At 67.9% G+C, this 20,993-nt stretch carries 19 protein-coding genes; 7 read left to right on the top strand and 12 right to left on the bottom strand.

Annotated features, from left to right (window positions below):
• Nucleotides 1-46: 46 nt before the first annotated feature.
• Nucleotides 47-1,114, bottom strand: a complete 1,068-nt coding sequence (locus tag AC07OX_RS02610; RefSeq protein WP_495259766.1) for an oxidoreductase — start codon at nucleotides 1,112-1,114, stop codon at nucleotides 47-49.
• A gap of 197 nt (nucleotides 1,115-1,311) precedes the next feature.
• Here AC07OX_RS02610 and AC07OX_RS02615 point away from each other — a divergent pair, with 197 nt between their 5' ends.
• The 3 genes from AC07OX_RS02615 (at nucleotide 1,312) to AC07OX_RS02625 (ending at nucleotide 4,752) form a co-directional block, all read left to right on the top strand.
• Complete coding sequence (locus AC07OX_RS02615; protein WP_056580149.1) at nucleotides 1,312-1,572, top strand: type B 50S ribosomal protein L31; 261 nt, start codon at nucleotides 1,312-1,314, stop codon at nucleotides 1,570-1,572.
• 90 nt (nucleotides 1,573-1,662) lie between these two features.
• A complete protein-coding gene (locus AC07OX_RS02620; RefSeq protein WP_495259767.1) occupies nucleotides 1,663-3,390 on the top strand; it encodes a hypothetical protein in 1,728 nt (575 codons plus the stop codon).
• Nucleotides 3,391-3,393: 3 nt separating this feature from the next.
• Nucleotides 3,394-4,752: an MATE family efflux transporter gene (locus AC07OX_RS02625; RefSeq protein ID WP_495259768.1), complete on the top strand. Its 1,359-nt coding sequence runs from the start codon at nucleotides 3,394-3,396 to the stop codon at nucleotides 4,750-4,752.
• Nucleotides 4,753-4,768: 16 nt separating this feature from the next.
• On the opposite strand, the gene phoR is transcribed toward AC07OX_RS02625, so the two are convergent.
• Genes phoR through pstS form a run of 7 tightly spaced genes read right to left on the bottom strand, consistent with a single transcriptional unit; the run spans nucleotide 4,769 to nucleotide 11,443 of the window.
• The gene (gene phoR / locus AC07OX_RS02630; RefSeq protein WP_174254361.1) at nucleotides 4,769-6,106 is read right to left on the bottom strand and encodes a phosphate regulon sensor histidine kinase PhoR; all 1,338 of its coding nucleotides are present in this window, start codon (nucleotides 6,104-6,106) and stop codon (nucleotides 4,769-4,771) included.
• Between the two features lie 44 nt (nucleotides 6,107-6,150).
• Nucleotides 6,151-6,843: a phosphate regulon transcriptional regulator PhoB gene (gene phoB / locus AC07OX_RS02635; RefSeq protein WP_062473140.1), complete on the bottom strand. Its 693-nt coding sequence runs from the start codon at nucleotides 6,841-6,843 to the stop codon at nucleotides 6,151-6,153.
• Nucleotides 6,844-6,874: 31 nt separating this feature from the next.
• Complete coding sequence (phoU, locus tag AC07OX_RS02640; protein ID WP_062473142.1) at nucleotides 6,875-7,576, bottom strand: phosphate signaling complex protein PhoU; 702 nt, start codon at nucleotides 7,574-7,576, stop codon at nucleotides 6,875-6,877.
• A 24-nt stretch (nucleotides 7,577-7,600) separates the two neighbouring features.
• Nucleotides 7,601-8,386, bottom strand: a complete 786-nt coding sequence (pstB, locus tag AC07OX_RS02645; protein WP_056580144.1) for a phosphate ABC transporter ATP-binding protein PstB — start codon at nucleotides 8,384-8,386, stop codon at nucleotides 7,601-7,603.
• A 17-nt stretch (nucleotides 8,387-8,403) separates the two neighbouring features.
• Nucleotides 8,404-9,288, bottom strand: a complete 885-nt coding sequence (gene pstA / locus AC07OX_RS02650) for a phosphate ABC transporter permease PstA (RefSeq protein ID WP_095950235.1) — start codon at nucleotides 9,286-9,288, stop codon at nucleotides 8,404-8,406.
• Nucleotides 9,285-10,370, bottom strand: a complete 1,086-nt coding sequence (gene pstC, locus AC07OX_RS02655) for a phosphate ABC transporter permease subunit PstC (protein WP_095745556.1) — start codon at nucleotides 10,368-10,370, stop codon at nucleotides 9,285-9,287. Before pstC ends, pstA begins: the two co-directional genes overlap by 4 nt.
• 38 nt (nucleotides 10,371-10,408) lie before the next feature.
• On the bottom strand, nucleotides 10,409-11,443 hold the full coding sequence (pstS, locus tag AC07OX_RS02660) for a phosphate ABC transporter substrate-binding protein PstS (RefSeq protein WP_307693033.1): 1,035 nt from the start codon (nucleotides 11,441-11,443) through the stop codon (nucleotides 10,409-10,411).
• Between the two features lie 249 nt (nucleotides 11,444-11,692).
• Between pstS and AC07OX_RS02665 the strand changes: the two genes are divergently transcribed.
• The gene (locus tag AC07OX_RS02665) at nucleotides 11,693-13,213 is read left to right on the top strand and encodes a Ppx/GppA phosphatase family protein (protein ID WP_095745557.1); all 1,521 of its coding nucleotides are present in this window, start codon (nucleotides 11,693-11,695) and stop codon (nucleotides 13,211-13,213) included.
• A 6-nt stretch (nucleotides 13,214-13,219) separates the two neighbouring features.
• Here AC07OX_RS02665 and AC07OX_RS02670 read toward each other — a convergent pair whose 3' ends face one another.
• The 4 genes from AC07OX_RS02670 to AC07OX_RS02685 form a co-directional block, all read right to left on the bottom strand.
• Complete coding sequence (locus tag AC07OX_RS02670; protein ID WP_495259769.1) at nucleotides 13,220-14,071, bottom strand: hypothetical protein; 852 nt, start codon at nucleotides 14,069-14,071, stop codon at nucleotides 13,220-13,222.
• Nucleotides 14,072-14,299: 228 nt separating this feature from the next.
• Nucleotides 14,300-14,761, bottom strand: coding sequence for a SixA phosphatase family protein (locus AC07OX_RS02675; RefSeq protein ID WP_062473174.1), 462 nt, complete (start codon nucleotides 14,759-14,761; stop codon nucleotides 14,300-14,302).
• A 31-nt stretch (nucleotides 14,762-14,792) separates the two neighbouring features.
• Complete coding sequence (gene ppk1 / locus AC07OX_RS02680; RefSeq protein WP_495259770.1) at nucleotides 14,793-17,120, bottom strand: polyphosphate kinase 1; 2,328 nt, start codon at nucleotides 17,118-17,120, stop codon at nucleotides 14,793-14,795.
• The gene (locus AC07OX_RS02685; RefSeq protein WP_495259771.1) at nucleotides 17,117-18,034 is read right to left on the bottom strand and encodes a GNAT family N-acetyltransferase; all 918 of its coding nucleotides are present in this window, start codon (nucleotides 18,032-18,034) and stop codon (nucleotides 17,117-17,119) included. The genes ppk1 and AC07OX_RS02685 overlap by 4 nt, the downstream gene beginning before the upstream one ends.
• A 158-nt stretch (nucleotides 18,035-18,192) precedes the next feature.
• Between AC07OX_RS02685 and AC07OX_RS02690 the strand changes: the two genes are divergently transcribed.
• From AC07OX_RS02690 to AC07OX_RS02700, 3 genes are all read left to right on the top strand, one after another.
• Entirely contained in the window at nucleotides 18,193-19,869 is a 1,677-nt protein-coding gene (locus AC07OX_RS02690) for an FAD-dependent oxidoreductase (protein ID WP_495259772.1), read from the top strand.
• Nucleotides 19,870-19,895: 26 nt separating this feature from the next.
• A complete protein-coding gene (locus tag AC07OX_RS02695; RefSeq protein WP_070060963.1) occupies nucleotides 19,896-20,159 on the top strand; it encodes a UBP-type zinc finger domain-containing protein in 264 nt (87 codons plus the stop codon).
• Between the two features lie 101 nt (nucleotides 20,160-20,260).
• Entirely contained in the window at nucleotides 20,261-20,965 is a 705-nt protein-coding gene (locus AC07OX_RS02700; RefSeq protein WP_495259773.1) for a glutathione binding-like protein, read from the top strand.
• Nucleotides 20,966-20,993: the final 28 nt, after the last annotated feature.

Below are 20,993 nucleotides of genomic sequence, written 5' to 3' on the forward strand. Positions count from 1 at the left end.
GCTCTCCGCAAAAGCGCGTTGGCCCTCACGGGTCAACGCGCTTTTTTCATGGGCGCTCGATGCGGATGGCGCGGCCTTCGGCGGCGCTCTGGCGGCCGATGTCGAGCAGTTCCATCAGCGCGACGGCCTGCGCGGGCGGCACGGGATTGGGCCCCTTGCCGAGGATCGCATCGCGGACCGCGGCGTAGTAGTCGGCGTAGTTGCCGGCCTGCGTCGGCACCGCGCGAAAGTGCGGTGCGCCGTCGCTGCCCGTCAGCGTGAGTTCACCATCGAGCGGATCGGCGCCCCACCCTTCGGCTGGCGGTCGCTGGCCGGCGCGCAGCGCGTCTTCCTGCGTGTCGACGCCGTGCTTGACGTAGCTCCCGCGCGTGCCGTGCACGATGTAGCGCGGCGCCGCATGGGCCGCGAGCGTCGTGGCGTGCAGCACCACGCGCAGCGGCGCATGGGGGCCGCTCTCGTAGCGCAGCACGGCGTGGAAATAGTCCTCGACCCGTGCGCCGTCTCGCAAAGCGGCTGTGTCGAGCTGCAACGTGTCGGGCCGACCGAAAAGCTGCACGGCCTGATCGACCAGATGCGCACCCAGGTCCACCCACAGACCCGAACCCGGCACGGGCTGCTCCCGCCAGCGCTCGCGAACCTCGGGACGGAACCGGTCGAAATGCGATTCCAGATACACCGGGCGCCCCAGGTCGCCAGACGTCAGGACCTGCTGGAGCGTTAGGAAATCGGCGTCGAAACGCCGGTTCTGGTAGACCGAGAGCACGCGATTGTTGCGATTTGACAACAACTCGAGCTCTCGCGCTTCGGCCACGTCGAGCGTGAAGGGCTTGTCGACCACCACGTGCTTGCCCGCCTCCAGCGCCGCCTTGGCGACCGGATGGTGCTGGGCATTGGGCGTCGCCACCACCACGAGGTCGATGTCAGTCCGGGCGACCAGCGCCGCCACGTCTGGCACCACGGCCACGCCGGGCCAGTCGGCATGCACCTTGTGCGGCTGCGAGCTCGCCACGGCCGCCAGTTCGAGTCCCGGAACGGCCGAGAGCACCGGCGCATGGAAGGTCTGGCCGGCAAAACCGTAGCCGACGAGGCCGGCGCGAAGGGGTGTAGAAGTCATGGGAGGGCCCGGTTTGCTCGCAATAGGGGCAGTATGCGATAATCATCGGCTCCGCGAAAAGTGCGGCTGGGCACGTCGCCCGGCTTCCTTGGCCTTCACTTCACGTCAAGACCTCAGGGCGGCGCGCCAGATTGCTGGCACGCTGGTGGCTCTCGCATCGACCGCGCATTGATTCCAACAGCGCAAAAGGAAACACCATGGCAAAAGAAGGCATCCACCCGAATTACCGCGAAGTTCTGTTCGTCGACATGTCGAACGGCTTCAAGTTCGTGACCCGTTCGTGCGCGAACACCAAGGAAATGGGCAAGACCGACGACGGCCGCGAGCTGCCCCTGTTCAAGCTCGACACCACGAGCGAATCGCACCCCTTCTACACCGGCACGCAAAAGTCGGTGGACAACATGGGTGGTCGCGTCGAGAAGTTCCGCAACCGCTTCGGCAAGACCGCTGCCAAGTAATCAGGCACGCGCTCTGGCGTCGAGGGCAGCCCGGTTTACCGCGCTGCCCTTTTTCTTTCCAATCACCCCTTCGCCTCTTCCGCCTCGCCCTTGAACCAGCCGACCCCCGCGATCGTTGCCCAGAATGCCGTACGCCGGCTGCCGCGCGTCGCGTTGCTGCTGCTGTGCGCGGCCTACCTGCTGCCGGGCCTGCTCGGCCGGGGCCCCTGGAAGAGCGCCGACATCACGGCCTTCGGCTACATGGCCGAGCTGGCCCGCAGCACCGAAGGCATCGCCCGCTGGTTCGATCCGCTGCTGCTGGGCATGCGACCCGAGACCCCCGCGCTGATCCCCTACTGGATCGGCGCCTGGGCGATCCAGCTTGCCCCCTCGTGGGTCAACCCCGACCTGGCCGTGCGCTTCGTGTTCGCGCTGATGCTGTGGGGCACCTTCACCGCGACCTGGTACGCCGTCTATTACCTCGCCCGCACGCCACGCGCCCAGCCCGTGGCCTTTGCCTTCGGTGGCGAAGCGCGTCCCACCGACTACGCCCGCGCCATCGCCGATGGCGGCCTGCTGGCACTGATCGCTTCGCTGGGCCTGGCCCAGCTGGGGCATGAAACCACACCCGCGCTGGCGCAGCTGTACTTCGCCTCGCACCTGTTCTACGGCGTGGCCGCACTGCCCTACCGCCGCGTCGGCCCGGTGATCGCGCTCGCGGTCGGCACCCTCGGCATGACACTGAGCGGCGGGCCGACGGTCGGCCTCGCGCTGGCGATCGGCAGCGCCGTGTACATGGTCTACGAACGCCGCCAGCGCGCCACCCGTGCAGCAGAAGGCTACAGCGACGACGAGAGCCCCGGCTTCACGCTGGGCGCGCTGCTGACGATGGTCGGCATCACCGTGCTGGCCGCCGCGCTGGTCTTCGGCCTGGGCCTGGCGCAATGGAAGATCACGCTGGGCCACTCGCTGCTGTCCGACGTGCGCAGCCAGGCCAAGCTGCTGCTGTGGTTCACCTGGCCGGTCTGGCCGCTCGCCATCTGGACGCTCTGGCGCTGGCGCCGCCAGTGGCTCGAGCGCCACGTCGCGCTGCCGCTGTGGTTCGCGCTGGTACCGCTGGCCGCCACCTGGACCACCGACTTCTCCGACCGCTCCCTGCTGCTGGCCCTGCCCGCCTTCGCCACGCTGGCGGCCTTTGCGCTGCCGACCTTCCGGCGCAGCGCGGCAGCGCTGATCGACTGGTTCAACGTGCTGTTCTTCAGCGGCCTGGCCGTGCTCGGCTGGATGTATTGGATCGCCATGCTGACCGGCGCGCCGCGCAAGCCGGCCGCCAGCGTGGCGCGGCTGGTGCCGGGCTTCGTGGCCGAGTTCTCGCCGGTGGCCTTCGTGCTCGCCCTGGCCGCCACGCTGGCCTGGTGCTGGCTGGTGCGCTGGCGCACCGGGCGCCATCGCGCCGCACTCTGGAAGACGCTGGTGCTGCCGGCCGGCGGCACCGCGCTGTGCTGGATGCTGCTGATGACGCTGTGGCTGCCATCCATCGACTACGCGCGCAGCTACGTCCCGCAGGTGCGCGCCGTGACCGAGCGCATCGGCCATCCGCGCTGCGTCGCCGAGCTGGCGCTGAGCCGGCCGCACGTCGCGGCGCTGCGCCACCACGGCAACCTCAACCTGCAGCCGCTGCTGCTGGGCAACGACTGCCCGTGGCTGCTCGTGAGCCCCGACACCATCGAGCGGCTGCACACCATCATCCCGCTGGAACAGTGGCGCTTCAGCGGCACGCTGCGCCGCCCCAGCAGCCCTGCGGACGACCTGCTGCTCTACGAAAAGATCGTGCGCTGACCCGTGAGCAGCAGCACGCACGGGAACGAACGCGGACTCATCGCACGGCACGCCGGCACGGTGCTGATCGGCCAGCTGGCCGTGATGGCCTTCGGCGTGGCCGACACCATCATCGCGGGCCGTTATTCCGAAGGCGCGCTGGCCGCGCTGTCGGTGGGCGCCGCCATCTTCGTCAGCGTGTATGTCTCGCTGATGGGCGTGCTGCAGGCGCTGCTGCCGGTGTGGGCCGAACTGCACGGCGCCAACCGGGGCAGCGAGATCGGCCGCTCGGTGCGCCAGTCGCTCTACCTCGCAGCCATCGCCGTCGTGGTCGGCATGACCGTGCTGCTGCTGCCCGGCGCCGCGCTGCGCTGGACGCAGGTGCCCGCCGACATGCGCGGCGAGGTCGAGGCCTACCTCGCGGTGCTGGCCTTTGCGCTGGCGCCCGCCCTGCTCTTTCGTCTCTTCAGCACACTGAACCAGAGCTTGGGCAAGCCCAAGCTCGTGACCTGGCTGCAACTGGCCTCGCTGCTCGTGAAGCTGCCGCTGTCGGTCTGGTTCACCTTCGGCGGCGCCGGCCTGCCGGCGATGGGGCTGGTGGGCTGCGCCTGGGCCACGCTGTGCGTGAACTGGGCCATGCTGGGCTGCGCGGTCTGGCTGCTGCGCCACGGCGCGTTCTACCGCGGCTACCAGCTGTGGGAGCGCATCGAGGCGCCCGACTGGCGCCAGATCCGCCTGTTCGCGCGGCTGGGCGTGCCCGGTGGCCTCGCGGTGCTGGTGGAAGTGACGTCGTTCACGCTGATGGCGCTCTTCATCGCGCGCCTGGGCACCGCTGCAGCGGCCGCGCACCAGATCGCCTCGAACCTGCTGGCCGTGGCCTACATGACGCCGCTGTCGCTCGCCATCGCGACGAGCGCACGCGTGAGCTTCTGGCTTGGCGCCGGCGACACCGCCCGGGCACGCCATGCCTGCCGGCTGGGCTTCGAGCTCACCGCGCTGTTCGCCCTGCTCTATGCCAGCGCGATGGCCGTGTTCCGCACGCAGCTCGCCAACGTGTACTCCGACAACCCGGCCGTGATCGCGATGGCAGCGGCGCTGCTGACCACGGTGGCGCTGTATCACATCGCCGATGCGTTCCAGACGCTGTGCGTCTTCGTGCTGCGCTGCTACCGCGTGACGCTGGCGCCGCTGGTCATCTACTGCGCGATGCTCTGGGGCATGGGCCTGGGCGGCAGCTACCTGCTGGCCTACCGCGGCCTGGGGCCATGGCCGGCCATGCAGTCGCCGCTGGCGTTCTGGCTCATGAGCGCCGCAGCGCTGGCGCTCACCGCGTTGTTGTTCGTGGCGCTGCTGCGCTGGACGATGAAGGCGCGGGCCCGCTGAAGGCCACGCGGCCCGCTTACTTGCTCATCACGCGCGCTTCGCGCACGCGTGTCGCCGGGAACAGCAGCGCGAAGCGGCTGCCCTTGCCCACCGTGCTCTCGATGCGCAACTCGGTGCCGTGGCGCTGCGCGATGTGCTTCACGATCGCCAACCCCAGTCCCGTGCCGCCGGTCTCGCGCGAGCGGCTGCGGTCGATGCGATAGAAGCGCTCGGTGAGCCGCGGAATGTGCTCGGCGGCAATGCCCGGGCCCGTGTCGCGCACGGCGTATTCGCCGCGCCCGTCGGGCAGTACCCGCCAGGTCACGACCACCTCGCCGCCGCCGGGTGTGTAACGGATGGCGTTGCTCACGAGGTTCGACATCGCGCTCTGCAGCTCGGTCGGCGCGCCCGACAGCTCGGACTCGGCCTCGGACGTGAACGTGAGCCGGTGTCCCTGCGGCGTGAGCCGGCCCGACAGGCCGCGCCCCTCGTCTTCGCACTGCGCCAGCAGCGCGCGCATGCGCACCCACTGGTTGCCCGACGGCGCCGCGCTGCCTTCCAGCCGCGACAGCGTCAGCAGGTCGTTCACCAGCGTTTCCATGCGATGCGACTGCTGCCCCATCAGCGACAGGTAGCGCGTGCGCTCGTCGGCATCCAGCGGCAGGTTCTGCAGCGTCTCGACAAAGCCCGCCAGCACCGTGAGCGGCGTGCGGATCTCGTGCGACACGTTGGCCACGAAGTCGCGCCGCATCGCCTCGGCCTGCTCGAGCGCCGTGATGTCGCGCGTGAGCAGCATGCGCCGATTGCCGGCGTAGGGATGCACCTGCACCGACAGCCGCACCGGATGGCCGCGATGCTGTGCATGCACGAGGCCGGGTGCATCGATGACGACGTCGCGGCTGTAGTTCCACGAGGCCAGGTAGGCCACGAACGCCGGGTCGCGCACGAGGTTCGCCAGGTGCTGCAGCAGGTCGCGCTCGGCATCGATGCCGAACTGGCCCGCCGCCGTCTGGTTGCACCACTCGATGCGGCCCTGCTCGTCGAGCAGCACCACGCCGTTGGGCGACGCCTGGATGGCGGCCAGGAACTCCTGCAGCCGGTCTTCGGCCTGCCGGGTCTGTTGTTCGCGCTCGCGCAGCAGCTTGCGGATGCGCTCCGAGAGCTCACCCCACACGCCCGGCCCGCGCGACGGCAGCCCGGCCGCGTCGTTGCGCAGCACGCGCAGCAGGCGTTCGGCGCGCCAGGCATCGAAGCCCAGCCAGAGCACCGCGCCCAGCCAGGCACCCAGCCAGCCGTACTTCCAGCCAAAAAGGCCGACAGCGCCCGCCGCAATTACGAGGGACGCTATTAAAAAAGTAGCAATACGGAAAGGCATGGCGGGCGATTATCCGCGCCCGCCGCCGAGGCTCACGGCGCTGCTCACACCGTGACTTGGGCCGTCAGCCGGTAACCCGCTCCGCGAACGGTTTCCACCATCGGCGCGGCCACGCCCAGCGACTCGCGCAGGCGCTTGACGTGCACGTCGACCGTGCGTTCCTCGATGTAGACGTGGTCGCCCCACACCTTGTCCAGCAGCTGCGCGCGGCTGTGCACGCGCTCGGCATGCTGCATCAGGTAAGCCAGCAGCTTGAACTCGGTCGGGCCGACCTTCAGCGCCCCGCCCTGCCACGTCACGCGGTGGGTGGAGGTGTCGAGGGCCAGTTCGCCGATCTCGACGCGCTCGGTCACCACCTCGGGCGCGCGGCGGCGCAGCACGGCGCGGATGCGCGCCAGCATTTCCTGGGTGGAGAACGGCTTGGTGATGTAGTCGTCGGCACCGGCATCGAGGCCGGCCACCTTGTCGGGCTCGTCGCCGCGCGCCGTGAGCATCAGGATCGGGATGGCCTTGGTGCGCGGGTCTTTGCGCCACTGGCGCGCAAGCTGCAGGCCGCTCTGGCCCGGCAGCATCCAGTCGAGCAGGATCAGGTCCGGCAGGAAGGCGTCGATTTCACGCTGGGCGGCGGCACCGTCTTCGGACCAGATCGGCTCGAAGCCGTTGTGGCGCAGGTTGACGGCGATCAGCTCGGCGATCGAGGATTCGTCTTCGACGATCAGGACTCTTGGTTTCTTCATGCGTTATGGGGAGTCTTTGCGGCGACGGTCGTCACTGCAATGCCGACTCGATTTCCTCCATCGAAGTGTGCCGCACATCGGCGCCCTTGACGATGTAGATGATGAACTCGGCGATGTTCTTGGCGTGGTCGCCGATGCGTTCGATGGCCTTGGCCAGGAACAGCAGGTCCAGGCTGGCGGAGATGGTGCGCGGGTCTTCCATCATGTAGGTGACCAGCTTGCGCACGAAGCCGTCGAACTCCTTGTCGATGAGGTCGTCGTCCTTGAGGATCGACAGCGCGGCGGCCGTGTCCAGGCGCGCGAAGGCGTCCAGCGCGGTGCGCAGCAGGTTCGAGGCCAGGTCGGCGGCAATGCGCAGCTCGGTGGTGGGCAGCTGGCGGGCCGATCCGCTCTCGATGATCGACTTGACCATGCGTGCGATCTTGTTGGCCTCGTCGCCCACGCGCTCCAGGTTGGCGGTGGTCTTGCTGATGGCGATCAAGAGGCGCAGGTCGCGTGCCGTGGGCTGGCGACGGGCGATGATCGACGACAGCTCGCGGTCGATCTCGATCTCCATCGCGTTGACGCGGTGCTCGGTCTCCATCACGCGGTCGGCGGCTTCGGCGTCGAACTGCAGCAGGGCGTACACGGCCTGGTGGATCTGCGACTCGACCATGCCGCCGAGCTCCATCACGCGCGACGAGACGCCGTTGAGTTCGCTGTCGAACTGGCTGGAAAGGTGTTTCTCGGTCATGGTGTTGTTTCCTTTGACTTCAACTCAACCGAAGCGGCCGGTGATGTAGTCCTCGGTCTCCTTGCGCTGCGGCTTGAAGAACATCTGTTCGGTGGCACCGAACTCGATCAGGTCGCCGAGGTACATGTAGGCGGTGTAGTCGCTGCAGCGGGCGGCCTGCTGCATGTTGTGGGTCACGATGACCACGGTGTACTCGTTTTTCAGCTCGGCGATCAACTCCTCGATCTTCGCGGTCGAGATCGGGTCGAGTGCGGAGCAGGGTTCGTCGAGCAGCAGCACTTCGGGCTTGATCGCGATGCCGCGCGCAATGCACAGGCGCTGCTGCTGGCCGCCGGAGAGGCCCGAGCCGCTTTGCTGCAGCTTGTCGCGCACTTCGGTCCACAGGGCGGCCTTCTTCAGGGCCCACTCGACGCGGTCGTCCATTTCGCTGGCCGACAGATTTTCGAACAGCTTCACGCCGAAGGCGATGTTGTCGTAGATCGACATCGGGAACGGCGTGGGCTTCTGGAACACCATGCCGACCTTGGCGCGGATCAGCGCCACGTCCTGCTTGGACGTGAGCAGGTTCTCGCCGTCCAGCGCAATGGTGCCTTCGGCGCGCTGCTCGGGGTACAGCTCGAACATGCGGTTGAAGGTGCGCAGCAGGGTCGACTTGCCGCAGCCCGACGGGCCGATGAAGGCCGTGACCTTGTTCTCGGGGATCTCGAGGTTGATGCCCTTGAGCGCGTGGAACTTGCCGTAGTAGAAGTTCAGGTCCTTGACCGAGATCTTCGAGCGCGACGGTTGTTGTTGTGCGACGGTGTTTGGCATGTTGGCGCCTTCTTGATTTAGTGTTTGTTGCGCGTCAGCACGCGCGCCAGGATGTTGAGGGCAAGCACGGCGACGGTGATCAGGAACACACCGGCCCAGGCCAGTTGTTGCCAGTTCTCGTACGGGCTCATGGCGAACTTGAAGATCGTGACCGGCAGGCTGGCCATCGGCTGGCTCACGTCGGCGGTCCAGAACTGGTTGTTCAGCGCGGTGAAAAGCAGCGGCGCGGTTTCGCCGGCGATGCGGGCCACGGCCAGCAGCACACCTGTGACCACACCGGCGCGCGCGGCGCGCAGCGTGATGCTGAGAATGACCTTCCACTTCGGCGTGCCCAGTGCGTAGGCCGCTTCACGCAGGCCCGGCGGCACCAGCTGCAGCATGTTCTCGGTGGTGCGGATCACCACCGGAATCACGATGAGCGCCAGCGACAGTGCGCCGGCCAGGCCCGAGAAGGTCTTGAAGTAGGCCACCACCACGGCGTAGACGAACAGGCCGATCACGATCGAGGGTGCCGACAGCAGGATGTCGTTGACGAAGCGCGTGATCGAGGCCAGCAAGCCCTTGGGGTTGTACTCGGCCAGGTAGATGCCGGCCATGATGCCGATGGGCGTGCCCACGAAGGTCGCCAGCATCACCATCACGAACGAGCCGAAGATGGCGTTGGCGATGCCGCCCGCCTCGTTCGGCGGCGGCGTCATCTCGGTGAAGGTGGCCAGCGCCAGGCCGCCCACGCCCTGGCGCAGCGTTTCCCACAGGATCCACACGAGCCAGAACACGCCGAACGCCATCGCGGCGAGCGACAGCGTGAGGGCGATCTTGTTGACGCGGTTGCGCGCGGCGAACTTCGCCTGGCGCGTCTCTGCCAGGGTCTTGGCGTTGATCAGGTTTTGCGCGGTGCTCACGACTTGGTTCCTTCGCTCTTCTTCATCTGGGCCAGCAGCATCTTCGAGAGCGACAGCACGACGAAGGTGATGAAGAACAGCACGAGGCCGAGGTACATCAGCGCGGCCTGGTGCAGGCCCGCGCCGGCTTCGGCGAATTCATTGGCGAGGGCCGAGGTGATGCTGTTGGCGGCCTCGAACACCGACAGGGAGTTGAGCTGGTTCATGTTGCCGATCACGAAGGTGACGGCCATGGTCTCGCCCAGTGCGCGGCCCAGGCCGAGCATGATGCCGCCGATCACGCCGGCCTTGGTATAGGGCAGCACGACCTTGGAGACGACTTCCCAGGTGGTGGAGCCCAGGCCGTAGGCCGACTCCTTGAGCAGCGCGGGCGTCACTTCGAACACATCGCGCATCACCGAGGCGATGAACGGAATGATCATGATCGCCAGGATGATGCCGGCCGACAGAATGCCGATGCCCACGGGCGGGCCGGACACCAGGGCACCGAGGTACGGCACGCCGGCCAGCAGCTTCTGCAGCGGCTGCTGCACCCAGGTGGAAAGAATGGGGCCGAAGACGAGCAGGCCCCACATGCCGTACACGATGGACGGCACGGCAGCCAGCAGTTCAATGGCGGTGCCCAACGGGCGCTTGAGCCAGTTGGGCGAGAGTTCGGTCAGGAACAGCGCGATGCCGAAGCTCACCGGCACGGCGATCACCAGTGCGATGAACGAGGTGGCCAGCGTGCCGTAGATCATCACGAGGCCGCCGTACTCGTCCTTCACCGGGTCCCACACGCTGCTCGTGAGGAAGCCGAGGCCGTACTTCGAAATGGCGGGCCAGGCGCCGGCGACGAGCGACAGCAGGATGCCGATCAGCATCGCGAGCGTCAGCAGCGCGGCGCCCTTGGCGGCCCAGCCGAAGAGGCGGTCGGCCATGGGGCCGGAACGTGCCGCCTTGACGGGCGGCGGAGGAGCGGCGGAGGTGCGCGCGCGCTCGGCCGCGAGGTCGAGGGAGGCGGCAGCAGCGGGGAAGGTGGATGACACGGGTCGCTCCGGCAAAGACGAAAGCGGCGCGTCCTGGAGCGAAGAGTTGCTCATGGGCGCGCCGTCCTGGAGGGTGGATGAAGGGTTGCTTCTTACTTGAACGCGACCGGCTTGCCCGATGCGTCCTTCACTTCACCCCATGCCTTGGCAATGGTGGCCTTCACGGCGTCGGGCATCGGCACGTAGTCGAGTTCGTCAGCCGTCTTGTCGCCGCCCTTGTAGGCCCAGTCGAAGAACTTCAGCACGGTGGTGGCGCTGGCGGGCTTGTCCTGCACCTTGTGCATCAGGATGAAGGTGGCGCCGGTGATGGGCCACGAATCCTTGCCGGCCTGGTTGGTCAGCACCTGGTAGAAGCTCTTGTTCCAGTCGGCACCGGCGGCGGCGGCCTTGAAGGCGCTGTCGTCGGGCGAGACGAACGTGCCGGCGGCGTTCTGCAGCTGGGCGTAGGTCATCTTGTTCTGCTTGACGTAGGCGTACTCGACGTAGCCGATCGAGTTGGGCAGGCGGTTCACGAAAGCGGCGACGCCTTCATTGCCCTTGCCACCCGCGCCGGTGGGCCAGTTCACGGCCGTGCCTTCGCCGACCTTGCTCTTCCACTCGGCGTTGACCTTGCTCAGGTAGTTGGTGAACAGGAAGCTGGTGCCCGAACCGTCGGCGCGGCGAACCGGGGCGATGGCGGCGTCAGGCAGGGCCAGCGAACCGTTCAGCGCCTTGATGGCGGGGTCGTTCCACTTGGTGATCTTGCCCAGGTAGATGTCGCCCAGCACCTGGCCGTTGAGCTTCAGCTCGCCCGGCTTGATACCGGGGATGTTCACCACGGGGATCACGCCGCCGATGACGGTGGGGAACTGCATCAGGCCCTTGGCTTGCAGCTCGTCGTCCTTCAGGGGAGCGTCCGAGGCGCCGAAGTCGACCGTCTTGGCTTCGATCTGCTTCAGGCCGGCACCCGAGCCGACCGACTGGTAGTTGATCTTGACGCCGGTGGCCTTGTTGAAGTCGGAAGCCCACTTGGCGTACAGCGGTGCGGGGAAGCTGGCGCCGGCGCCGGTCACGTCTTGCGCGAAGGCGGAAATGGAGAACAGCGCGGTCACGAGGCCGGCGGTTGCAAATTTGAACGTCGTTTTCATAAAGCTTCCTTGAGAAGTAAGAAGTAGTCCCTTTGGGGGCTCGAACGGACTCTAAAAAGCTTTTGTGACATCGATGTGACACCCCTTCTGTCGAGGGAAAATGCCGCTGCGCCACCCCTGCTGTGTGTGACGCTGTCACACAACCGTCATTCACCCCGCCTAACCTCCAGCCCTCGCCGTGACGTGACTTGGGAGGCGGCGCCTGCTGTCACGGCGCTACGATCAGAGAACCGCCCTCTTCACTAAAAAATGCAAAACGGCACCCGCCTCGCAGCGGTCGATCTCGGCTCGAACAGCTTCAGGCTGGAAATCGGCCAGGTCGACCACGGACAGATCCACCGCACCGAGTACCTCAAGGAAACCGTGCGCCAGGGCAATGGCCTGGACAGCGCCCGCAACCTCACGACCGAAGCCATGCAGCGCGGCTGGGACGCCCTCGCCCGCTTCGGCGAGCGGCTGGCCGGCTTCAAGCGCTCGCAGGTGCGCGCCGTGGCCACCCAGACCTTGCGCGAAGCGCGCAACCGCGAAGAGTTCCTGTTGCGCGCGCGCACCATCCTGGGCTTCGGCATCGACGTGATCCCGGGCCGGGAAGAAGCCCGCCTGATCTACCAGGGCGTGGCCCACCACCTGCCGCACACCGACGCCTCCGACCAGGAACGCCGCCTCGTCATCGACATCGGCGGGCGCTCCACCGAAATGATCATCGGCCACGCCCTCGAGGCCGAGCGCATGGAGTCGTACCGCGTGGGCAGCGTCGCCTGGTCGATGAAGCATTTCGGCGAAGGCCAGTTCACCGCCCCCGCCTTCCGCGCCGCCGAAGTCGCGGCCAAGGCCGTGCTGGACGACGCGCTCTCCAGCTACACGCGCGACCAGTGGGACGTGGCCTACGGCGCCTCCGGCACCATCGGCGCGGTGGGCGACGTGCTCGCCGCAGCCGGCGGCGAGGCCGGCCTGGTCACGCGCGAGGGCCTCGACTGGCTGCTCGACCGCCTGCTCAAGGCCGGCAGCATCGACAAGCTGCGCATCGACGGCATGCGCGAAGACCGCAAGGCCGTGATCGGCGGCGGCCTGAGCGTGCTGCGCGCGGTGTTCGACCTGCTCGACATCCAGGAAATGAAGGTCGCCCAGGGCGCCCTGCGCCACGGCGTGCTCTACGAGTTGCTCGAACGCGACGAGAGCGTGGCCGACATGCGCAGCGCCACCGTGGCGCGGCTCGCCACCCGCTTCGCGGTCGACCCGGCGCAGGCCAAGCGCGTGAGCGACACCGCCGCCGCACTGTTCGTGCAGCTCGCCCCCGCCGCGCGCGGCGGCAGCACCTCGAGCCGCGCCGGGCGCGCACTGCGCAAGCTCGGCTGGGCCGCGCAGTTGCACGAGATCGGCGCGCTGGTGTCGCACAGCGACTATCACAAGCACGGCGCCTACATCCTCGACAACACCGACGCGCCCGGCTTTGCAGTGAACGAACTGCACGCCCTCGGCCAGTTGGTGCTGGGCCAGCGCGGCAAGCTGCGCAAGCTCGAAGCCTCGCTGGACGACGAGACCTTCGTGATGCAGCTGCTGGCACTGCGCCTGGCCGTGATCCTGTGCCACGCGCGCCGCGACCCCGAGCCGCAGGCGCTGAACCTCGCGGCACTCGGTGCCAGGGCCTTCACGATCGCCTGCGCGCCCGACTGGGCCGAGATGTACCCGCAGTCGGCGCACCTGCTGCGCGAGGAAGTGCTGGCCTGGCAAAAGACCGGCAACTGGCGCGTGGAACTCAGCGGCGCCTGAGCCGTTTCACTTCGTGTCGATGCCGGCCGTCTGCGTGACTGCTGCAGCGCTGGCCTTGCGCGGCTCGTCTTCCCCGAACAGGCTGACATAGGCCGGCTGCACGATCTGGTCGAGCCCGCGCTTCAACCCTTCGCGAGCGCCTGCGGTGTCCTTGAGCAGGCCGTCGTACAGGAGATAGGTCGGCTCGCTCACGTCGGCGACCTGCAAGGTCTGGCCCACGACGGACTGCTTCTCGTCCCTCAGCAACTGCTCCACCCAGACGTACGGCTTGAAGCTCGATGTCGCATCGGCCGCGCCATAGGACGTCGTGATCCGCAAGATCAATGTGCTGTAGCCGGGCGTGGGCTGGAGTTCCTGCACCTGCATCTGCGCGTGCTCTCCGGTCGCGCGGAAGAAAGGCGTCAGCTTCACCTCGCGGCCACTGTCCCGCAGGCGCGCCGCCAGTCGCTCTGCGAACTGCCTGTTGAGCCCCATGGTCACTCCGCTGTTCTTCACTGCGGCCGTGAACTCCTTGCTGCGCTGGTCGGTCCGGGCGGCCATCGTCAGTCGGCTGTTGGTATCGACGGAGATGGCCACCAGTGCAGCGAGGGGTCCCAGAAACCCTGCGAAGCCCGTCAGCCCCGACCCGCCGCCATCCGTGACGATCAGTTGGTCTTCCTGGTTGTAGATGAGCTCGACCTTCTCGATCGACCGGGCGACATCGTGACGGGTCGGTGGCACAGGCGCGGCGGTGTTCGTCGCACACCCCGACAGCAGGGCTGCGGCAACCAGCAGAAAAAACAGCGCCTTCAACCGCACGTCCGCGTCTGCACGCAGCATGTTCAAGAAGCTTCCTGGCAGTGTGTTGAGCGGTTTCATGCGTCTTCCCCAGTGATGTGGTCGACCGGCACCGCCTCTTTCCCGCATCGGCGTCAAAAGCACGCTGCCGTGGAGTCACACTGTAGAAATTGCGCCGCGCGCGCGCATGAGTGCTTCGCCCCTTTTTCCGGGAGACAAGCGCCCTGCCACCTCTGCCCACAACCGTGACAAAGCGCCTGTCCGCAAGCGCCAGGCAGGGGTATTCGCAGCGGAGGACCGCTGTAGCAGCTAGAGAAGCTCGGGCGCCTGCACCGTCACGACGACGGTCTGCACGTCGCCGTCGCGCTCGCGGGTGCGGATCCACCACAGCGAGCCCTTGCGCACCGGGCAGCTGTCCTGCTTCAGGCCGAGCAGCATCGAGATGGCCTGGCCCAGCGAGGGCTGGTGGCCGATCACCAGCACCACCGACTTGCCGTTGGGCCAGCCCGTGGCGGCCAGCAGTGCGTCGGGGGTGGTGTCGGGCGACAGCTCGGAGCGCAGCTTGTACTTGCGGCCCAGCGCGAGCGCGGTCTGCTCGCAGCGGCGCGCCGGGCTGCACACGATGCGCGTGCCGTCGGGCAGCTGCCGGTCGAGCCAGGTGGCCATGCGCTTGGCCTGCTTTTCGCCGCGCGGGGTGAGCGAGCGCTGCATGTCGTCACACCCTTCGGTCCAGTCCTCGGCTTCGGCGTGACGCCAGAAGATCAAGTCCATGCTCATCGTCTTTCGAACTTCTTCTTCAATTTCAATTGCCGGACGCATCACGGTGGTTTCCTCGTGATGCATAGCGGCCCATCAAGGCGGCCTGGGCGCCATGCGCTTCGATCGCGGGGGACGCACCCGCCTCGCCGGGGTGCGTGTCATGGTCGACACGCCGGTAGATGCCGTCGCCGCCCAGGTCCCAGGCGTCGCGCCCATCGTGCAGGTAAGCCACCAGGCACTCGTCGATGAGGTGCTGGCGCAGGTTGGGGTCGGTCACGGGCCAAGCCAGCTCGATGCGCCGCATCATGTTGCGGTTCATCCAGTCGGCGCTCGACAGGTACAGCGACTCGTCCTCGCCGTGGCGGAAATAGAACACGCGCGAATGCTCGAGGAAACGCCCGATCACCGAGCGCACGCGCACGTTGTCGGTGAGCCCCGGCACCTGCGCCGGCAGCGTGCAGGCGCCGCGCACGATGAGGTCGATCTTCACGCCCTTCTGCCCCGCGCGGATGAGCGCGCCGATGATCTCCTCGTCGGTCAACGCGTTCATCTTGGCGACGATGCGCGTGGGCTCGCCGCTGGCGGCGGCCTGTCCGAGCGCATCGATGCGCGCGACCAGGTTCTTGTGCAGGTCGAAGGGCGCGAGCCACATGCGGTTGAGCTTGGGCAGGCGGCTCTGGCTCGCCAGGTGGACGAACACGGCCTCCATGTCGGCCGTGAGCAGCGGATCGGCCGTGAGGTGGCTGATGTCGGTGTACAGGCGCGCGGTGCGCGGGTTGTAGTTGCCGGTGGAAAGATGGCCGTAGCGGCGTAGCTGCTTGCCCTCGCGGCGCGTCACCAGCAGCATCTTGGCGTGGGTCTTGAGGCCCACCACGCCGTACACCACCTGTGCGCCGATCGACTCGAGCATTTCGGCCCAGTTGATGTTGGCCTCTTCGTCGAAGCGCGCCTTCAACTCGACCACCACCGTCACTTCCTTGCCGCGGCGCACGGCTTCGCGCAGCAGGTCCATGAGCTCGGAATCGGCGCCGGTGCGGTAGATGGTCTGCTTGATCGCCAGCACCTGCGGGTCGAGCACCGACTCGCGCAGGAACGCGAGCACGCCGTCGAAGCTCTCGAAGGGCTGATGGATCAGCACGTCGCCGCGCTGCAGCCGCTCGAAGAACGACTGGGCGGGCGACAGCGTGACGGGGAACGACGGCGCGTACGGAGGAAAGCGCAGCTGCGGCTCGCCAATCAGGTCGATGAGCTGCGTGAGCCGCGCCAGGTTCACCGGCCCGTGCACGCGGTACAGCGCCTGCGGCGGCAGGTTGAACTGCGCCAGCAGGAAGCTCGCGAGCGATTCGGCGCAGCTGGCCGACACCTCCAGCCGCACGGCCTGGCCGTAGTGGCGGTGCTGCAGGCCCTGGCGCAGCGCGGTGCGCAGGTTCTTGACGTCTTCCTCGTCGACCGCGAGGTCGGAGTGGCGCGTGACGCGGAACTGCGAGAAATCGCCCACCTCGCGCCCCGGGAACATGCTGGCCAGGTGGGCGCGCACCACGCTCGACAGCGCCACGAACAGCGTCTTGCCGTCCGACACCTTGGCCGGCATCTTGATCAGGCGCGGCAGCACGCGCGGCAGCTTGACGATCTGGATCGGGTTCTCGCGACCGAAGGCGTCCTTGCCGCCCAGGCGCACGATGAAGTTCAGCGACTTGTTCGCCACCTGCGGGAACGGATGCGCCGGGTCGAGCCCCACGGGGATCAGCAGCGGGCGCACTTCGCGCTCGAAATACTCGCTGACCCACTTGCGCTGGGCCGGGTTGCGTTCGCCGTGCGACACGATGTGGATGCCGTGCGTGGCAAAGGTCGGCATCAGCTCGTCGTTGTACAGCGCGTACTGGCGCGCCACGAGCGTGTGGGCCGCTTCGGACAGGCGTTCGAAAGACTCGACCGTGTAGGTGCCCTTGCGATCGCCGGCACTGCCCGCGCTCAGGTGCGGTGCGGCGCGGACTTCGAAGAACTCGTCGAGGTTCGACGACACGATGCACAGGTAGCGCAGCCGTTCGATCAGCGGCACTTCGGGCCGGTGGGCCCAGTCGAGCACGCGCTCGTTGAACGAGAGGATGCTGTGGTCGCGGTCCAGCAACGCGAACGAAGACGCTTCGCTGGCGCGCGACGGGTCAGCGGAGAGGGAGGGCATGGGCACTGATTCTGGAGCAAGCGGCACGGGAGAACACGACGGCTGAAATATGACAGTGTCAACTTCGTCCGTGACAGTTCCATGACATTCGCGTGACGCACCCTGCCCCGCAGAGAGCGAACCTGACACATTCGGCGACAGCGAAGCAGCGTGCGGCCCGGCGTCGGGCCGGATGGCCGCCGGCTTCATGCGCCGAGGAAGTGCTTGCGGTAGCGCGCCGGCAGGTCGTCGATGCGCATCAGCATCGGCAGGTCGGCGGTATTGAAGTCCGGGTCCCAGGCCGGCGCGCCGAGCACCTTGGCGCCCAGGCGCAGGTAGCCCTTGATGAGCGCGGGCGGTTCCACGTCGAGCGCGCTGTCGAGCCGCTCGACCGGCAGCGGCAGGCGCGGCTGCACCTGGTACTGGATCGGCGCGAGGTGGCTGGCCGAGAGCTGGCGCCAGATGCTGGCCGCCGCGTCGCCGCTGGTCACGCCGTTGTGCGACATCGGGATGCTTGCGCAGCCGATCATGGTGTCGAGCTTGTTGCGATGCATGAAGCCGGCCAGCGCGCCCCACAGCGCGAGGATCACGCCGCCCTGGCGATGCTCGGCGTGCACGCAGCTGCGGCCCAGCTCGACCATGCGCTCGCGCAGGTCGCGCAGGCGGGTCAGGTCGAATTCGGTGTCGCTGTAGGTGCTGCCGACGCGGCGCGCCTGCGCCGGGGTCAGCACGCGGTAGGTGCCGATGACCTGGCCGGTGAGCTCGTCGCGCACCAGCAGGTGTTCGCAGAAGTCGTCGAACAGGTCGATGTCGTGGCCGGCCAGCGGCGTGGTCAGGCGTGCGCCCATCTCGCCGACGAACACGTCGTGACGCAGGCGTTGCGCGGCGCGCACGTCATCCAGATGACGCGCCCAGCTCACCGTGATGCCCGGCTTGGCTTCGGCGGCCGGCGGCACGATGACGGCCAGGGGCGCCTCGGGGACCGACGTGCGGGTGGCCAGTGCGGCGACGGTGGCAGCGGCAGCAGCAGCAACGGCGGGGGTTCCGGCCGCGGGTGCGGGCCACAAGGCTGCGCGCAGTCCGAGCTGCGAGAGCGGAAACGTCGGGTTCGGCAGTTCTTTCATGGGAAATCCCTTTCTGCTGACCGAGTCTGGACACGCGCAATGAAACCGGCATGTCAGCGGCGTGGCAGACACATGACGTTGTTACATCGCGCGTCAGCGTCGCTTTGGCGCCGCTTCGGCGTCTAATGCGGGGCATTCGCGACACGGAGTTCGACCCCATGGCCACCGATGCACCAGGCGCCAACAGCCGCCTGCACCAGACTTTCCCTGTCCTCAGTGACGCCGAGATGGCACGCATCGCCAGCTTCGGCAGCGTGCAGCGCTTTGCGCGCGGCGAGCGACTGTTCACCGCCGGCGAGACCGGCGCCGGCATGTTCGTTCTGCTCAAGGGCGTGGTCGCCGTCACGCAACGCGACGGCCTGGGCCACGTGGTGCCGATCGCGCGCCAGGGGCCGGGCGAATTCCTCGCCGAGGTCGGCCAGCTGAGCGGGCGCCCTGCCCTGGTCGACGGCCATGCGGACGAAGAAGTCGAGGCGCTGGTCGTGCCGCCGGACCGCCTGCGGGCGCTGCTGGTGGCCGAGGCCGACCTGGGCGAGCGCATCACCCGCGCGCTGATCCTGCGGCGCGTGGCGCTGATCGAATCGGGCGCGGCCGGGCCGGTGCTGATCGGGAGGCCCGATGCGCCCGAGATGGCGCGGCTGGAGAACTTCCTGCGCCGCAACGGCCATCCTTATCACCTGGTCGATGCGGCGGCCGACGCCGATGCCGCCGCGCTGCTCGCCCAGTACGGCCCCGACCAGCTGCTGGCCGTGTGCCCCGACGGCTCGGTGCTGGTCAACCCGAGCGACGAAGGCCTGGCGCGCTGCCTCGGCATGGTCGACACCGCGGCGCGCGACGAGCTGTACGACGTGGCCGTGGTCGGCGCCGGGCCGGCCGGCCTCGCGACCGCGGTGTATGCCGCCTCCGAAGGGCTGCGCGTGATCGTGCTCGACTGCCGCGCCTTCGGCGGACAAGCCGGCGCCAGTGCGCGCATCGAGAACTACCTGGGTTTTCCGACCGGCATCTCGGGGCAGGCGCTGGCGGGCCGCGCGTTCGTGCAGGCGCAGAAGTTCGGCGTCGAGATGCTGATCCCGGCGCAGGTCGCGGCGCTCGACTGCTCGCGCGAGAACGCGCTGGGCAGCCTGGCGCTGAAGCTCACCGACGGCCGCACGATCAGCGCGCGCACGGTGGTCATCGCGAGCGGCGCGCGCTACCGCCGACCCGGCGTGCCGCGCCTGGCCGAATTCGAAGGCCGTGGCATCTGGTACTGGGCCTCGGCCATCGAAGCCAAGATCTGCGCGCAGCAGGAGGTGGCGCTGGTGGGCGGCGGCAACTCGGCCGGTCAGGCGGCGGTGTTCCTGTCGCGCCATGCGGCCAAGGTCAACGTGCTGGTGCGCGGGCCGTCGCTGGCGGCCAGCATGTCGCGCTACCTCATCGACCGCATCGAGGCCACGCCCAACATCTCGCTGCAACCGCACACCGAACTCGTGCGGCTGCACGGCGCGCCGGAAGAAGGCCTGACCGGCGCCACGTGGCGCTGCCACACCTCGGGCCAGGAGCACGACTGCCCCGCACGCAACATCTTCCTGTTCGTCGGCGCGGAGCCCGAGACCTCATGGCTCGAAGGCTGCGGCGTGTCGGTCGACAAGCACGGCTTCGTGCTGACCGGCCCGGCCGCGAGCAGCGGCTTTCCCGCGCGCCCCGCCACGGCGCTCGAATCGAGCGTGTCGGGCGTGTTCGCGGTGGGCGATGTGCGCTCGGGCTCGGTCAAGCGCGTGGGCGGCGCGATCGGCGAAGGCGCCGCGGTGGTGGCGCTCATTCACCAGCATTTGTCGTCGGCCTCGGCCGTGGCCTGAACCTTTCTTCTTGTCCTGAAACGCCCATGCCCATCCACGCCTGCGAACACGTTCCCGCCGACCTCGCGCAGCCGCACACACCCCGCGGCTGCGAAGACTGCCTGAAGACTGGCGACAGCTGGGTGCACCTGCGCCTGTGCGTGCACTGCGGCCATGTGGGCTGCTGCGACTCCTCGAAGAACCGCCACGCCACGAAACATGCGCGGGCCGAAGGGCATCCGGTGATCCAGTCGATCGAGCCCGGCGAACACTGGATGTGGTGCAACGCGCACGAGCGGCAGGTGGGGTGACCAGCGGCTGAACGGCCAATGCCCGCACCCGCACGCGTCCGGATGCGCGTGTATATGCTGCCGTTCTCCCGTCACAACCCTCTCACTCCGGAGCCCGCGACATGCCCGCATCGCCCATCGAGGTCTATTCCTGGCCCACGCCGAACGGCCACAAGATTCACATCATGCTCGAGGAGTGCGGCCTGCCGTACCACGCGCACTCGGTGAACATCGGCACCGGCGACCAGTTCGCACCCGAGTTCCTGAAGATCAGCCCGAACAACAAGATCCCCGCCATCACCGACCCCGACGGACCGGACGGCCAGCCGATCTCGCTGTTCGAATCGGGCGCCATCCTCGTGTACCTCGCGGGCAAGACCGGCAAGTTCCTGCCCACGGGCGACCGCGAACGCTACGACGTGCTGCAGTGGCTCATGTTCCAGATGGGCGGCGTCGGTCCGATGCTCGGCCAGGCGCACCACTTCCGCATCTACGCGCCCGAGAAGATCGCCTATGCCGTCGACCGCTATACCAACGAGGCCCGGCGCCTGTACGGCGTGATCGACCGGCAGCTGTCCAAGCACAAGTTCATCGCCGGCACGAGCTATTCGATTGCCGACATCGCCATCTTCCCGTGGCTGCGCAGCTGGGAGAACCAGGGCATCACCCTCACCGACTACCCGCACCTGAAGGCCTGGTTCGACGGCATCGCCGCACGCCCCGCCGTGCAGCGCGGCGTGAAAGTGCTGGCCGACCTGCGCCGCCCCATCACCGATGACAAGGCGCGCGAGATCCTTTTTGGCAAGACACAGTACGAGAAGCGCTGAGTGGCCTCTTATTCGGGCTAGAATGGAA

The organism is Variovorax sp. GW821-FHT09D07, assembly GCF_059416345.1.